At 31.1% G+C, this 16,206-nt stretch carries 12 protein-coding genes; 9 read left to right on the top strand and 3 right to left on the bottom strand.

Annotated elements, in window-relative coordinates; all coding sequences use genetic code 11:
• The first annotated feature begins 141 nt into the window (after window positions 1-141).
• The 5 genes from GQR92_RS01970 to GQR92_RS01950 all read left to right on the top strand — a co-directional run bounded on the left by GQR92_RS01970 (window position 142) and on the right by GQR92_RS01950 (window position 8,975).
• Window positions 142-1,716, top strand: a complete 1,575-nt coding sequence (locus tag GQR92_RS01970) for a type I restriction-modification system subunit M (RefSeq protein WP_158837546.1) — start codon at window positions 142-144, stop codon at window positions 1,714-1,716.
• 52 nt (window positions 1,717-1,768) lie between these two features.
• Window positions 1,769-3,157 (top strand): restriction endonuclease subunit S, encoded by a 1,389-nt coding sequence (locus GQR92_RS01965; RefSeq protein ID WP_199269170.1) that lies wholly within the window; start codon window positions 1,769-1,771, stop codon window positions 3,155-3,157.
• 744 nt (window positions 3,158-3,901) lie between these two features.
• Window positions 3,902-4,189: a GIY-YIG nuclease family protein gene (locus GQR92_RS01960; RefSeq protein ID WP_158837545.1), complete on the top strand. Its 288-nt coding sequence runs from the start codon at window positions 3,902-3,904 to the stop codon at window positions 4,187-4,189.
• A 374-nt stretch (window positions 4,190-4,563) separates the two neighbouring features.
• Entirely contained in the window at window positions 4,564-6,093 is a 1,530-nt protein-coding gene (locus GQR92_RS01955) for a Fic family protein (protein WP_158837544.1), read from the top strand.
• Window positions 6,094-6,101: 8 nt separating this feature from the next.
• Window positions 6,102-8,975, top strand: a complete 2,874-nt coding sequence (locus GQR92_RS01950) for a type I restriction endonuclease subunit R (protein ID WP_158837543.1) — start codon at window positions 6,102-6,104, stop codon at window positions 8,973-8,975.
• A 323-nt stretch (window positions 8,976-9,298) separates the two neighbouring features.
• Here GQR92_RS01950 and GQR92_RS01945 read toward each other — a convergent pair whose 3' ends face one another.
• The 3 genes from GQR92_RS01945 to GQR92_RS01935 all read right to left on the bottom strand — a co-directional run bounded on the left by GQR92_RS01945 (window position 9,299) and on the right by GQR92_RS01935 (window position 11,899).
• Complete coding sequence (locus tag GQR92_RS01945; RefSeq protein ID WP_158837542.1) at window positions 9,299-9,640, bottom strand: P-II family nitrogen regulator; 342 nt, start codon at window positions 9,638-9,640, stop codon at window positions 9,299-9,301.
• Between the two features lie 26 nt (window positions 9,641-9,666).
• Complete coding sequence (locus tag GQR92_RS01940) at window positions 9,667-10,923, bottom strand: ammonium transporter (RefSeq protein WP_158837541.1); 1,257 nt, start codon at window positions 10,921-10,923, stop codon at window positions 9,667-9,669.
• 163 nt (window positions 10,924-11,086) lie between these two features.
• Window positions 11,087-11,899, bottom strand: a complete 813-nt coding sequence (locus GQR92_RS01935; protein WP_158837540.1) for an RDD family protein — start codon at window positions 11,897-11,899, stop codon at window positions 11,087-11,089.
• Between the two features lie 22 nt (window positions 11,900-11,921).
• On the opposite strand from GQR92_RS01935, the gene GQR92_RS01930 reads away from it, so the two are divergent.
• From GQR92_RS01930 to GQR92_RS01915, 4 genes are read left to right on the top strand one after another with little or no spacing between them, the layout of a single operon-like run.
• Window positions 11,922-12,887 carry a stage II sporulation protein M gene (locus GQR92_RS01930; RefSeq protein ID WP_158837539.1) on the top strand — a complete coding sequence of 322 codons (966 nt, stop codon included), beginning with the start codon at window positions 11,922-11,924 and terminating at the stop codon, window positions 12,885-12,887.
• Window positions 12,887-13,603 carry a DUF4129 domain-containing protein gene (locus GQR92_RS01925; protein WP_158837538.1) on the top strand — a complete coding sequence of 239 codons (717 nt, stop codon included), beginning with the start codon at window positions 12,887-12,889 and terminating at the stop codon, window positions 13,601-13,603. The genes GQR92_RS01930 and GQR92_RS01925 overlap by 1 nt, the downstream gene beginning before the upstream one ends.
• On the top strand, window positions 13,600-14,811 hold the full coding sequence (locus tag GQR92_RS01920) for a DUF4350 domain-containing protein (protein ID WP_233269954.1): 1,212 nt from the start codon (window positions 13,600-13,602) through the stop codon (window positions 14,809-14,811). The genes GQR92_RS01925 and GQR92_RS01920 overlap by 4 nt, the downstream gene beginning before the upstream one ends.
• 3 nt (window positions 14,812-14,814) lie before the next feature.
• Window positions 14,815-15,819, top strand: coding sequence for an AAA family ATPase (locus tag GQR92_RS01915; protein WP_158837537.1), 1,005 nt, complete (start codon window positions 14,815-14,817; stop codon window positions 15,817-15,819).
• Window positions 15,820-16,206 lie beyond the last annotated feature (387 nt).

The following is a 16,206-nucleotide window of genomic DNA, read 5'->3' as shown; positions in this document are numbered from 1 at the left end:
TAAATCTATCTAGTTTTCACTTGTCAAATCCATCAAAAAATGTAATTTTAAACAAAAAATAAATTGCTTGTTTATCACACTAATTTTAGACGTCATTGCGAATATAATGAAGCAATCTTATAATTAGAATTATACATATATATGTCAGAAAACCAATTACAATTGCATCAAACTTTATGGAGTATTGCCAACGATTTAAGAGGTAATATGGATGCTGATGATTTTAGAGATTATATACTAGGCTTTATCTTTTACAAGTATTTAAGTAAAAAAATGTCTTTACACGCTAATGTAATTTTAAAACCAGATGGTTTAGAATATCACGAAGTGATAGGACATGAAGCAGAAGAAATCTTATTACAAGAAATAAAGTTAGATGCGTTAGATGCGTTGGGTTATTATTTAAAACCTACAGAATTATTTAGCGAATTAGCCAAAAGAGGAAACTCTGGTGGAACCAATAAATTTATTTTAGAAGATTTACAAAAAGTACTCACCAACATAGAGCAAAGCACTATGGGAAGTGAAAGTGAAGACGATTTTGGAAACCTTTTTGAAGATTTAGATTTAACAAGTAGTAAACTAGGAAAAACAGAAGAATCTAAAAATGAATTGATTGTAAAAGTATTAACGCATTTAGAAGGCATTGATTTTGATTTAGAAAACAATGAAAATGATTTGTTAGGCGATGCGTATGAATATTTAATTGGTCAGTTTGCTTCTGGAGCAGGAAAAAAAGCGGGAGAATTTTATACACCGCAACAAGTTTCTAAAATATTAGCACAAATTGTAACTACAGATAAAGAACGTTTAAAATCTGTGTACGACCCAACCTGTGGTTCTGGTTCTTTACTATTAAGAGTTTCTAAAGAAGTAAAAGAGGTTGGTGGCTTTTACGGACAAGAAAGCAACCCAACTACGTACAACTTATGCAGAATGAACATGATTATGCATGATGTACATTATAAAAAGTTTGATATTTATAATGAAGATACCTTAGTAAATCCATCACCAAAACACATAGACAAACGTTTTGAAGCCATTGTAGCAAATCCGCCTTTTTCTGCCAATTGGAATCCAGATAGTATTATTAGTGACGAACGTTTTTCTCCGTATGGTAAAATGGCGCCAAAAAGTAAAGCAGATTTTGCCTTTGTACAACACATGATTCATCAGTTAGATGAAAACGGAACCATGGCGTGCGTTTTACCGCATGGTGTTTTGTTTAGAGGTGCAGCAGAAGGACATATTAGAAAGTATTTAATTGAAGATAAAAACCAATTAGATGCCGTTATTGGTTTGCCGTCTAACATCTTTTTTGGTACAAGTATTCCCACATGTATATTGGTATTAAAAAAAGACAGAAGCAGTCATATTGAGCGCAGTCGAAATATTTTATTTATTGATGCAAGCAATCATTTTGATAAAGTAAAAACGCAAAATGTATTAACAGATGCGCATTTACAAGAAATTATAGATACCTACAGAACAAGACAAACCAAAGACAAATATAGTTATGTTGCCAGTTTAGAAGAAGTACAAGAAAACGATTACAATTTAAACATACCACGTTATGTAGATACGTTTGAAGAGGAAGAAGCAATTGACCTTTTAAGTATTTCTGCGGATTTAAAAGCATTAGAAAAAGATATTGCAGTAACTGATGCAACGATATCAGATTTTTGTAAAGAATTAAATATTGAAACTCCTTTTTAATTTTATACGCGTCATTGCGAACGAAACGCAGTGAAAGTGAAGCAATCTGTTTATGATGAAAGACGAAAACAAAATAACAATAAAGAATACAAGTAATCAACAAACAGATTGCTTCGTGCCTCGCAATGACGAATTGCAAGAGGTTTTGTCATTGCGAGGAGGAACGACAAAGCAATCTGTTTCTTTAATTCCTAAACTTCGCTTTAAGGAATTTGATGGTGATTGGGAAGAAACCACTTTAGGAAATTTATTCACTTTTAAAAATGGTTTAAATTCTGATAAAGAAAAATATGGTTCTGGTATAAAATTTATTAATGTCCTTGATATTATTGGTGAATCTGTAATTACTTATAATTCAATTATAGGAAAAGTAGAAGTTACAGAAAAAGAACTGGAAAAAAATGAAGTAGTTTATGGTGATGTACTTTTTCAAAGAAGCTCAGAAACAAGGGAAGAAGTAGGACAAGCCAATGTTTATGTTGATGAAAATAAAAGAGCTGTATTTGGTGGATTTGTGATTAGAGGAAGAAAAAAAGTAGATTATAATCCATATTTTATGAATTATTTACTAAAAACTTCATCAGCAAGAAAGGAAGTAACTACAAAAAGTGGAGGCAGTACAAGATATAATGTTGGTCAAGATAGTTTGAGTAAAGTCTTTGTTAAATTAACGAGTATTCCAGAACAACATAAAATAGCATCATTTTTAACATCCGTAGATACCAAAATACAACAACTCACCACTAAAAAGCAGTTATTAGAAAACTATAAAAAAGGTGCAATGCAACAATTGTTTAGTCAGCAATTGCGTTTTAAACCAGAGGATACCAATACAAACGTCATTGCGAGGACAAAGGACGAAGCAATCTCTAATTCGAAAAATGCACAAACCTCTTTCCCTGATTGGGAAGAGAAGAAGTTGGGGGAGGTTTCTATAATAACTATGGGGCAATCACCAGACTCAAAATCATATAATGAAAAAGGTAAAGGTTCTTTTCTAATCCAAGGAAACGCAGATATTAAAGGAAGAATTACAAGCCCAAGACAATGGACAAATGAACCTACAAAAACTTGTGAAATAGGTGATTTAATTTTAACTGTTAGAGCACCTGTTGGTTCAATAGCTAAATCTTTACATAATGCTTGTATTGGTAGAGGAGTTTGTTCTATTAAAAATAATAAAAATTCTAATATTGAGTTTTTATATCAATTTTTATTAAGCTATGAATTAAAATGGATTAGTTTAGAACAAGGAAGTACGTTTACAGCCGTTAGTGGAAAAGATATAAAATTATTAAAAATATCTGTTCCATCCCTAAAAGAACAACAAAAAATAGCTACTTATTTAAGTGCTATCGATACAAAAATAGAAAATGTACAAACACAAATAGAAAAAACACAAGCGTTTAAAAAAGGGTTGTTGCAGCAAATGTTTGTTTAAGAAAGAGCAGGAAACCCAACGAGCAGATTGCTTCATTCTTCGCAATGACGAGTTTTAAAGCAATGACGAGCGCATGAGTGTCATTGCGAAGAATGAAGCAATCCCACACAAGAGTGAGAACACAAGCGTTTAAAAAAAGGTTGTTGCAACAGATGTTTGTTAAATAAAATGCAGGAAACCCAACGAACAGATTGCTTCGTGCCTCGCAATGACGAGTTTTAAAGCAATGACGAGCGCATGAGTGTCATTGCGAAGAATGAAGCAATCCCAAACAAGAATGAGAACACAAGCGTTTAAAAAAAGGTTGTTGCAGCAAATGTTTGTTTAATAAAACGCAGGAAACCCAACGAACAGATTGCTTCATTCTTCGCAATGACGAGTTTTAAAGCAATGACGAGCGCATGAGTGTCATTGCGAAGAATGAAGCAATCCCACACAAGAGTGAGAACACAAGCGTTTAAAAAAAGGTTGTTGCAACAGATGTTTGTTAAATAAAATGCAGGAAACCCAACGAACAGATTGCTTCGTGCCTCGCAATGACGAGTTTTAAAGCAATGACGAGCGCATGAGTGTCATTGCGAAGAATGAAGCAATCCCACACAAGAGTGAGAACACAAGCGTTTAAAAAAAGGTTGTTGCAACAGATGTTTGTTTAATAAAATGCAGGAAACCCAACGAGCAGATTGCTTCATTCTTCGCAATGACGAGTGTTAATTAAGTTTATTTGCAATGACGTATTAGATTATGAAACCAGGATTCATTTACATACTAACCAACAAAAACAACACCACTTTATACATTGGTGTTACAGCCGATTTAGAGCAGCGAATAAAACAACATCAATCTAAAATTGATAAAAAATCTTTTACAGCCAGATATAATTTAAGTAAATTAGTTTATTATGAATCTTTTCAAATGATTGGTGATGCAATTGCAAGAGAAAAGCAGTTAAAAGGAGGAAATAGAGCGCAAAAAATTGCATTAATAGAAAGTATGAATCCGGAATGGGAGGAATTGTTTTATGAGTGTTAACGTACTCGTCATTGCGAGGAGGCACGACAAAGCAATCCCACGCAAGAGTGAGAACGCAAGAGTAAAAACATACAGAAAATGCATACGGGTTAAAACAAGAGTAGGAAACCCAACAAACAGATTGCTTTGCTTCGTACCTCGCAATAACTAACTCGCAATAACAGAGGACTCAAACAGATTGCTTCGGCAAAAAAGCCTCGCAATGACAGAAGGAAAGAAAAACAATGTTTTACGCATCTTTTTTAAGAGTTTCGCACGTTTTTTAGTTATATTTGAATAAGTATTTTTCACCAATTACTGTAAATTATAAGTGTTTTTCACTAATTGTAAGTGTTTTTCACCAAAATTTAAAAAACTATTTTTCACCAAAATCAATGAATAATAAGCCTTTTTCACTTAAAATAACTGTTTTTCGCGGTAAAACAGCACCAGAAGAAGCCTATTTAGTAGGTTATGGAGCTATTATTGAAGCCTATAATTTAGAAGTGCCAATACCAAATCAATTGGCATTAATTAGTTTTAAAAAGAGAAAGTACACTACAGAAAATTTTAAAGTATTTACATCTAGACATCAACCAGAAGAAACACTTTACAAGCAACTTATATTTGCCTTAAAATATGAAGGAGTTAACTTATTAGTCTTAAAAAAACTATTCGAAAAAATACCACAACAAGAAATAGAAAACATTATTACTTTAGAATTATTAGGACAATATAGTCGTAGAATTTGGTTTTTGTACGAATGGTTTTTTGGAATTAAATTAAATATAAAAGATTTAACTAGTGGGAACTTTGTTTCTTTATTAGATAAAAAATTACAATATGGTGTAAAAGGAATAAGATCTTCTAGACATCGTATTGTAAATAATCTTCCAGGAACAGTAGATTTTTGTCCGTTAATTTTTAAAACCGAAAAACTAGAAAATCATATTAGCGCCAATGTTGCTAGTAAAAAAAATGTTTTTCTAAATAGTATTCATAAAGACGTATTACAACGAGCATCTTCATTTTTGTTACTAAAAGACTCTAAAGCATCTTTTACCATAGAGGGAGAAAAACCCACAAACAATAGAGCAATTCGTTGGGGAAAAGCAATTGGACAAGCAGGTTCTAAAAAATTAAGTATTTCAGAATTAGAACGTTTACAACAAATAGTCATAGAAAATAGCCGCTTTACAAAAATGGGTTTGCGCACAGAAGGTGGTTTTATAGGTGAACATGATAGAAGTACAGGAGAACCAATTCCAGATCATATTTCTGCAAAATATGAAGATTTAACACCATTATTAAATGGGTTAACGGCAACAAATGAGATTTTACAAGATGAAACTTATGACGCAGTTTTAGCAGCTACTACTATAGCATTTGGTTTTGTTTTTATGCATCCTTTTGTAGATGGTAATGGTCGTTTACATCGGTATATAATTCATCATGTTTTAGCAAAAAAGGCGTTTACACAACAAGGCGTAATTTTTCCCGTATCATCATCAATATTAGATCATATAAACGATTATAAAAATGTTTTAGAAGAATATTCACATCCTTTGTTAGATTATATTTCTTGGAAAGAAACGAAAGACCATAGTGTAGAAGTTGCAAATAAAACCATTGATTTTTACCGTTATTTTAATGCAACAAAACAAGCAGAATTTTTATATGACTGTGTAGAAGATACTTTAGAAAGAGTAATTCCGGAAGAAGTAAACTATTTACAAAAATATGATGTATTTAAAAAGTATATAGATAATCATTTTGAAATGCCTGATAAAATGGTTGCATTATTGGTTCGTTTTCTAGAACAAAACGAAGGTATATTATCAAAAAGAGCTTTACAAAAGGAGTTTTCAGCATTAAAAGCTACTGAAATTAAAGCTATAGAATTAAATTATAAGCAAATTTTTTAAATCAGTTTATGAGCAAACAATCAGAACTTCAACTAGAAAACAATCTAATTAAACAATTAGTTGGTTTAGGCTATCATAAAGTAACTGTAACAGATGTTGTTTCATTGGTTTCTAATTTAAAAAGGCAGTTAGAAGCGTTTAATCAACTTACATTTTCAGATAAAGAATTTTCTGCCATTTTAAATCATTTAGAAAAAGGTAATGTTTTTGATAAAGCCAAAACGTTAAGAGGTCGTTTTCAGTTTGTAAATGATAACGGAGAAGCTACTTATATTCGTTTTTTTGATAGTGAAAATTGGAATGCGAATTTGTTTCAAGTTACCAACCAAATCACCCAAGAAGGTACTTATAAAAATAGATACGATGTTACTTTATTAGTCAATGGTTTGCCATTGGTACAAATAGAATTAAAAAGACGTGGTTTAGAAATAAAAGAAGCATTTAATCAGATTAATCGTTATCAAAAACATTCTTTTTGGTCTAATCATGGGTTATTTCAATACGTACAACTATTTATAATTAGCAACGGAGTAAACACAAAATACCTTGCTAATAATGAGTTACAGTCTGTAAAACAAACCTTTTTCTGGTCGGATGTACAGAATAAAAACATTAGAGAATTAACCCATTTTACTGCTGCTTTTTTAAATACAAATCATTTAGGCAAAATGATTGCCAAGTATATTGTAAGAAACCAAACACATAAAATTTTAATGGTGTTAAGACCATACCAATTTTATGCAGTAGAAAAACTAGTAGCGCAAGTAGAAAACAATACAGACAACGCATATATATGGCACACAACGGGTTCTGGTAAAACCTTAACATCATTTAAAGCGAGTCAGATTATTATGGATTTGCCATCTGTAGATAAAGTGTTGTTTGTGGTAGATAGAAAAGATTTAGACTATCAAACCATGAAAGAATTTAATTCTTTTAAAAAAGATAGTGTAGATGTTACCAAAAACACCAATAACCTAGTAAAACAACTCGCAAGCGATTCTAAATTAGTGTTAACAACCATTCAGAAATTAAACAATGCTATTTCTAAAGAACAGTATAAGAAGAAATTAACAACGTTAAAGAATAAGCGCGTAATACTTATTTTTGATGAATGCCATAGAAGTCAATTTGGAGAAACGCACAAACTAATTACCGACTACTTTACAAATTCGCAATTATTTGGTTTTACAGGAACACCCATTTTTGCAGACAATGCATCTAAAAACGATTTAGGAAAAAGAACCACCAAAGACTTATTTGGCAACTGTTTGCACAAATATGTAATTACAGATGCAATAGGAGATGATAATGTATTAAAATTTGGAATAGAATATATAGGACGTTACAAAAAGAAAAGCAACACATTACTAGATATTGATGTAGAAGATATAGACAAAACAGAAGTTTTTAAAGACGAAAAACGTTTAGAAAAAATTGCAGATTATATTATAAAATACCACAGTACAAAAACAGATAATAAACATTTTTCTGCCTTGTTTGCTGTAAGTAATATTAAAAGTTTAATTAAATATTACGATATTTTTAAAGCTAAAAAATTAGCTGGAGAGCACAATTTAAGAATTGCAACTATTTTTTCTTATGGAGCAAATGAAGCAAATGAAGATGCGCAAGATAATTTACCAGACGATGAATTTGATGTTGCTGCAGAAAGTGAATTAAGCTATAAATCTAGCCATTCTAGAGAAAAATTAGATGAATACATTGTAGATTATAACCAGATGTACAACACTAGTTTTTCTACAAAAGACAGTAAATTATTTGAAGAGTATTTTAAAGACATTAGCAAACGTTTAAAAGAACGAGAAAAGAAGAATTTTAATGATGCTAAAGACCGTTTAGACATTGTTATTGTTGTAAATATGATGCTTACTGGCTTTGATGCTAAAAAAGTAAATACCTTGTATGTAGACAAAAATTTAAAACAACATGGTTTAATTCAGGCTTTTTCTAGAACCAATAGAATATTAGGAGAAAAGAAATCTCAAGGTAATATTGTATGTTTTAGAAACTTAAAAAAGGCTACAGATGAAGCCATTACATTGTTTTCTAATAAAGAAGCCAATGAAACTATAATTGTGCCACCTTATGAAGATATTGCTACAAAATTTGATGAAACCTTAAAAGCATTATTAACAATTGCACCAACTCACCAAAGTGTAGATAATTTAGTAGGAGAGGAGCAGAAATTTCAATTTGTACAAGCGTTTAGAAGGCTTTTAAGAGCAAAAAACGTTCTAGAATCTTATGTAGATTTCGACTGGAAAACTTTAGATATTGATGAGCAAACATTTGAAAACTATAAAAGCGAATATTTAGATATTAAAGATTTTGTAGACGAACAAAGAAGAACTCATAAAACATCAATTTTAAACGATGTAGATTTTGAGTTAGAATTAATTCATAGGGATGAAATAAATATCGTTTATATTTTACAGTTATTATCTAAAATAAAAGTAAAAGATAAAACAGAAGCTCAAAAACAGAAAAAAGCAATTATAGATTTATTAGGTGGTGATGTAAAATTAAGAAGTAAAAAAGAACTCATAGAAAAATTCATAGAAGAAAATTTACCGCATATTAATGATGTAGATGCTATTACTGATGAATTTGAAAAATTTTGGCAACAAGAACGAGTTTTAGCATTATCAAAAATTTGTGATGAAGAAAACTTAGATCAACAACAATTCAATTCTTTAATTGATAGCTATGTGTATAACGGACAAGAACCCATTAGACAAGACGTTTTTAAATGTTTAGAAAATAGACCAAGTATTTTAAAGGCTCGTGAAATTGGTGAAAGAATTATCTCTAAAATGAAAAAATTTATTGATGTATTTGTTACAGGAATGACTGCATAATTTATAACCTTCAATATTGACCTCGTTTTTATTCAAATTAATTTAGAATATTACTATCTGTAGAATCGCGTATTTGAAATTTATTTGACCATTGTACCGAATATTCAATTCTAGTGCCAACTAGAAAAACGGATTTGGTGTTATTTCTTATATTATTTATTGTTGGATAGAATCTATAACATTTATTCTACAATCATAGAACACAATTAACTTTAAATATTATCGCAAAATTGCATTATACAAATATGTACTATAATTTATATTATGTTAAATAGACTTTATAAAAGAAAGTAAATGAATACACTCTTTTATAATTATGACGTTTATTTAATAGCCTCTATTCCTCTGGTTCTTGTTCTAATTCTTATTGCGTCTTCTACAGGATATACAAATATTTTTCCATCGCCCACCAAACCTTCAGATGCATTGTCTAGAATTACATTAATGGCTATTTCTAAATTAGCATCACTAACAATACAGATAATCATAATTCTAGTTTGTAGAATCATAGATAATTCAGTACCACGATATCGTTCTTTATATGTTTTTTGCATTCCGCTTCCTTTTACAGGAATTACCGTATTACAAGGAATTCCTGCTGCTTTTAAACCAAGCTGAACATCTTTTAATTTTGAGGGTCTTATAACTGCTTCAATTTTTTTCATGTCTTTCGTTTTTAGTTGATTTATAATTACTCAAAAGTAGAATATGCTTCTACACCAAATGAAACTGCATCAATTCCTGCAGATTCTTCTTGTTTAGAAATTCTAATACCAATAGTCTTTTTCATAATGATCATAATAATGTATGTTAAAGTAAAAGAAAAAGCACCAATTACTAAAATACCCAATGCCTGTACTCCTAACATGGCAGCTCCACCTCCAAAAAACAAACCACCATCAGTTGCAAATAAACCCACTGCTAACGCACCAAATAAACCATTAACACCATGCACAGCAATGGCTCCAACAGGATCATCAATTTTTAATTTATCAATAAATAATACAGCAACATCTACTAAAACACCCGCAATTAAACCAATAATAATGGCAGCATTGGTGTCTACAACGTTACAACCTGCTGTAATAGCCACTAAACCAGCTAGCACACCATTCATAGTCATGGTAATATCTATTTGTCCGTATTTAAAATAGGTATAAAACATGGTAGAAATTCCACCGGCTGCAGAAGCTAAAAAAGTATTTGCTGCAACAGTTCCAATTAATTCCCAATTACCAACGGCACCTAAAGTAGAACCCGGATTAAAGGCAAACCAACCAAACCACAAGATAAAAGCACCCACTGCTGCCAATGGTAAATTATGACCAGGAATAGCATTTGCTTCTCCATTTTTTTGGTACTTCCCTATTCTTGGGCCTAAAACAATGGCTGCTGCTAAAGCAGAAAAACCACCCATGGCATGCACAGCTGCAGAACCTGCAAAGTCATTAAAACCTTTTAAAGCCAACCAACCATTAGGATTCCATACCCAATTGGCAACTAACGGATACATTACCGAACAGAATATAAACACATAAATTGCGTAGCTCCAAATTTTCATACGCTCTGCTACAGCGCCCGATACTATAGAGATCGAAGCGATTGCAAACCCTAGTTGAATAAACCAAAAAAGCTTGTTAGAAACGGTTAAACCTAAGCCTAAATCTTCTGTTGTAATTCCAACATCAAAAGCAAACCAACCGTTAGAGTTTCCGTAAGCAATTCCGAAACCTAATATATAAAAGGCAATACCTCCAAAAGTGATATCAATAATAACCTTTGCAATAATGCTCATGGCATTTTTAGATCGTACAAACCCGGCTTCTAATAAGGCAAAACCACCTTCCATAAAGAAGATAATGGCTGCACAAATAGCCACCCAAATAGTGTCTATTGCGTTAATTAATTCTGGTTGTTCTGTTACTACTGGGGTAATAGTTGAATACATAAATATATTTAATTGTTAAAGTTTTTAAATATACTATGGATGTTAGAGAATGTCCCTTTTAATAAAATAATAAAAAAGAGATAATCGGCTAATATTTATTATAACACTATTTTTAGGGCTTTAAAATGAGATATACTCAATTTTATGAAATTTAAAATGCTAATTACATGTTTTGTGTATAAAAATTGTAATCTTTTAAAACCACATCTATAAATTCTTTATCGTTTTGATGAACCGATTTAATTTCGGTGACTTCTAAAATTTTAGTACGTAGCTTAATTAGAGTTTTATAATCGTTAAATTTCTTAGCAGAACGAAACGTACTTTTAATTATACGAGCATCATTATCAGACAATTTAATCACGTTCGGATACGTGGGTACGTAGGTATTTGAAATGTTTTCTAAAATGGTTTCAGAAAATTTTACATCATCCTTTAGGTAAATAACTACCGTATTGGCAATGATATCACCAAAACGTTGGTTATTATCTGTAAATAAGACTAGAAAGAAACCAATCATTTTTCCAAAGAAAAAAAGCAACATTAATAAGGCTATTTCACTGTCTAACCCCAGTGAGGCAACATAGACAAACAACAAGGTAAATAAGTTAAAATCTACCATTCTTAAAAACCAACGGATCATAAAATCTGTGGTTGAGGGTTTAAAACCATCAACATTAATCACTTTTAAATTTAATAATTTTTTACCTACTGTCTGCCCGTCTAACAATAATTCTGTGTATAAAGAATAAAAGGTAACAGGTAAAAATAGCATTACATCTATGGCACGCAATGACCAAGAATCTCCGTTTACAGCAGCATCGAACATTTTAAAGTCTAAAAACTTGATAGCAAAATAGAGATAAGCAAATTTAATTACATTGTCTAAACCAAACGCCAAGAGCCTTTGCCCCACATTTGCAAGGGTAAAATTGATGTTTACATTTTGTGCTGTTTTTATTTGGAGTCTTTTCATGCAATGTTTAAATTCGCTCGTAATGAGAGAGGTCGCTTTTATAAAGCAAAATAAAGAAAAATGGCTCGAATTTGAACAAGGTTTTTCAAATAAAGAGAAAAAAAGTCCAGATGACATCGCCAACCTGCATATAAAAATCATGAACGATTTGGTATATGCCCAAACCTACTATCCAAAAAGTAAAGTTACCTTATATTTAAACAAATTAGCAAAGTCTAGTTTTGACAAGGTGTATCACTCTAAAAGGCGCGATAAAAACGTATTTTTATATTTCTTTTTTGATAAAGTACCACTACTCGCCTACCAATACAGAAAATATATTTACTTATCTTTTATTGTCTTTTTTGCCTGCTTTTTCATCGGTTTATTATCTACTTTGAACGATGTTTCTTTTGCACGTCAAATTTTAGGCGATACTTATATAGACAAAACGCTAGAAAACATAGAAAGTGGCGATGCCATGGCTATTTACAAAGGCGGCAGTAATTGGGGGAGTTTTATAGGTATTTATGACAATAACCAACGTGTAGGCTTAAATATGTTTCTATCTGGATTATTTATAGGAATAGGCACTGGTTTTTATGTAGTTTATAATGCCATTATGGTGGCGGTTTTTCAAGCTTTTTTTTATCAAAATAATAGTTTGTTTGATAGTTTAAAAGGAATTTGGATTCATGGAACCTACGAGATTTTTAGTATGATTATAGAAGCTGCAGCCGGTTATATTGTTGGCGCAAGTATTTTATTTCCGGGAGCTTACAAACGCTTCGAATCTTTTAAACGTGGCATGAAAGCTGGCTTTTATATCTTTATAAGCACCATTCCGTTTACCTTAATGGCGGCTTTTTTAGAAGGTTATATTACAAGATATTCTAATACAATGCCCACTATTATCTGTTTTGCTATAATTGGTTTTAGTTTGGTTTCTATTAGTTATTACTACCTAATTTTACCTTTTAAGGTGGCCAATAAATACAATGTACGTTGATGAAAAAAAGAATATTTCTTTTCTTACTTTTTTTTGCAACCATTGGTTTTGGGCAGATTAAAAATGATAGTCTTCTTCTTTTAGAAAAAGACACGATTCAGTATGAAAAAACGATTGAATTTGCACAAAAACGGACTTTTAAAGAAGATTTAAAAGAAAAATACAACGATAAAGAGTTTGTATATACAGAAGAAGCAGAAAAAAAGAAAGAGAAAAAAGAAGATTCGGCCGTAAGTGCTGCTATTGTTGGTGCCATCCTTTATTTTATTAGTAACATTTTTCCTTTTTTATTAGGCGGAATTATCATTTTTATCATTCTTAAAACATTTTTAGGTACAGATGCCAGTTTCTGGAATTTTAAAAACCCAAAAAAGAAAGTTGCCAAAAAATTAATTTACGAAGACGAAGATATCCACGAAACAGATATTGATGGCTTGTTACAAGAAGCTATTCATAGTAAAGAATACAGATTGGCAGTTCGGTATTACTATTTGTCTGTCTTAAAAGTATTATCTAACAAGAAACTAATTGATTATCATAAAGATAAAACCAATTCAGAATACCTTTTCGAAATTGAAAATACCCAAACCAGAACCGATTTTTCCTATTTATCGTATGTCTATTCGTATGTTTGGTATGGAGATTTTCCAATAGATGAAACCAACTTTAAACTGGCTGAAAACAAGTATAAATCTTTTAAAAACTCTTTAAAATGATGCTACTTCAACAGTTTAAAAAATACGCTCCGCTCCTGTTCTTTTTTGCACTAATAAGCTGTAATAAAACAGATTGGACAGAAAATTTTAAAGAAAAAGAGAAAAGTCCGTTTGGTAATTACATCATTTATAACGAAGCCTCCACACTTTTTAAGAAGGATAGCGTTACTTTATTAAAACAGAACATTTACGATTATTTAATGTTTGAGTCCCTAATTGACAGTACTAAAACTCAAAATTATGTATCTATAAAACACAGTGGGTATAAATACACAAACGGAACCACAGCAGAGCTTTTAAATTTTGTAGCTAAAGGAAATAATGTGTTTTTGGCTTTTAACAATTTTAGAGATACTTTAAAAGCGTCTTTAAAGTTTACAACCAATAATTTAGATAAGGATGTATATGCTATAAAAGCGCTAAAAAAATTAAAAGGAACTTTTCAGTTAAAGAATACTCAATTTTCTAAAACCTCTTTTACGTTTGATAGAAACATCCGTAGAAATTACTTTTTACAATACAATGAAAACGCTACCACTGTTTTAGGAACCATGGAAGTTGATGGAGAAAAAGTACCTAATTTTATTAAAATTCATCATGGTAAAGGGGCTTTTTACCTACACACACAACCTATTGCGTTTACCAATTACAATTTATTAAACGGAAACGAAGCGTATGCAGCAAATGTGCTTTCTTATTTACCAAATGCACCTGTAATTTGGGATCCGCAGATAAAGTCGAGTAAATATCAAGATGAAAAAGAAGACAATACCAACGTATTTAAATTTTTCTTAGCACATAAAACTTTAACGTGGTTTTTGTTTGTCTCTTTAATTGGGTTATTATTGTTTATGCTTTTTAACGCTAGAAGAAAACAACGTCCGATTCCTATTATAGCCCCTTTAAAAAACTCTACTGTTGCATTTACACAAACCATTGCCAATTTGTATTTAAAAGAACAAGACCATACCAATTTAGTTGATAAAAAAATAGCCTATTTTTTAGAAAAAATCCGTTCTAAATACTTGTTAAGTACGGCTAATTTAAATGCTGATTTTATAGAGAAATTAGCGTCTAAATCTGGAAATGAATTGCAAAGAACAAAATATTTAGTAAATACAATTATCACTTTAAATAAAAAGTCAGAATGTTCTGAGGAAGAATTAGTTGTGTTGCATAAAATTATTGAAAATTTCTTTAATAAATAAGATATGGAAGTACCAAATAACGAGGAAGTACAAGAAAATTTATCATTCGAAAATAGAATAGATTTATCGGAATTACAAGAGAGTGTTTTTAAGATTAAAAAGCAATTGCAAAAGGTAATTGTGGGGCAAAAAGACATGATGGATTTATTAATCGTTTCCCTCCTTGCAGATGGTCATGTTTTAATAGAAGGTGTTCCTGGAGTAGCAAAAACCATTACCGCTAAATTGCTTGCAAGAACTATTGATGTTGGCTTTAGTAGAATTCAGTTTACACCAGATTTAATGCCTTCGGATATTTTAGGAACTTCTGTTTTTAATGTAAAAACATCTGAATTTGAGTTTAAAAAAGGCCCTATTTTTTCTAGCATGATTTTAATTGATGAAATTAATAGAGCGCCTGCAAAAACACAAGCTGCTTTGTTTGAGGTGATGGAAGAAAAGCAAATTACTATAGACGGACAAACCTTTAAAATGGAAGAACCTTTTGTGGTGTTAGCTACACAAAACCCTATAGAACAAGAAGGAACTTATAGATTGCCAGAAGCACAATTAGATCGTTTTTTATTTAAAATAAATGTAGATTACCCAAATGCTAAAGAGGAATTAGAGATTCTTTTAAAAGAACAAGCCTTAGAAAACACCACCAAAGCAAGTAAAATAGAAACAGTAATTACAGGTAAAAAAATTGTTGAGTTTAGAAATTTAGTCAATCAGATTAAAATTGAAGATAATTTATTAAAATACATTGCCAATATTGTGGTGAATACGCGTTCTAATTCGTTTTTATATTTAGGCGCTTCACCAAGAGCAAGTATTGCTATTTTAGGTGCATCAAAAGCTTTTGCAGCGATTGAAGGACGCGATTTTGTAACTCCAGAAGATATTAAAAGAGCAACCATTCCGGTTTTAGAACACAGAGTTATTGTAACGCCAGAGCGAGAAATGGAAGGTTTAACAAGCAAACAAATTATAGAACAGATTATTGAAGCGGTGGAGATTCCGAGGTAGTTTTTTTAGTAGGCGGTGTAAAGTAAGCAGTTTGCAGTACACAGTCAACAGTAAAGTAATTGCAAGTACAGTTTGTCATTCCTGCGTAGGCAAGAATCCATAACAAAGTAAGTCTGGATTCCTGTTTTCACAGGAATGACAAAGGAAAGCAAGTAATTAACAATGTAGAGATTATAAGTTAATCTTTATGTGATTTCGAAATGAGGAACGATTGAGAAATCTAATATTGAAAGTAATTTCAAATGAGATTCCTCCTCATACTTCGTTCGGAATGACAGGCGTAAGATGAAATAAGTACAGTTTGTCATTCCTGCGTAGGCAGGAATCCATAACCAAGTAAGCATGAATACCTGTTTTAAAAGGAATGACAGAGAAAAACAAACAATT

Origin of the sequence: Polaribacter sp. L3A8 (genome assembly GCF_009796785.1) — a bacterium.
Taxonomy (GTDB): Bacteria; Bacteroidota; Bacteroidia; order Flavobacteriales; family Flavobacteriaceae; genus Polaribacter.
This window is presented reverse-complemented; position numbering and strand designations above follow the sequence as displayed.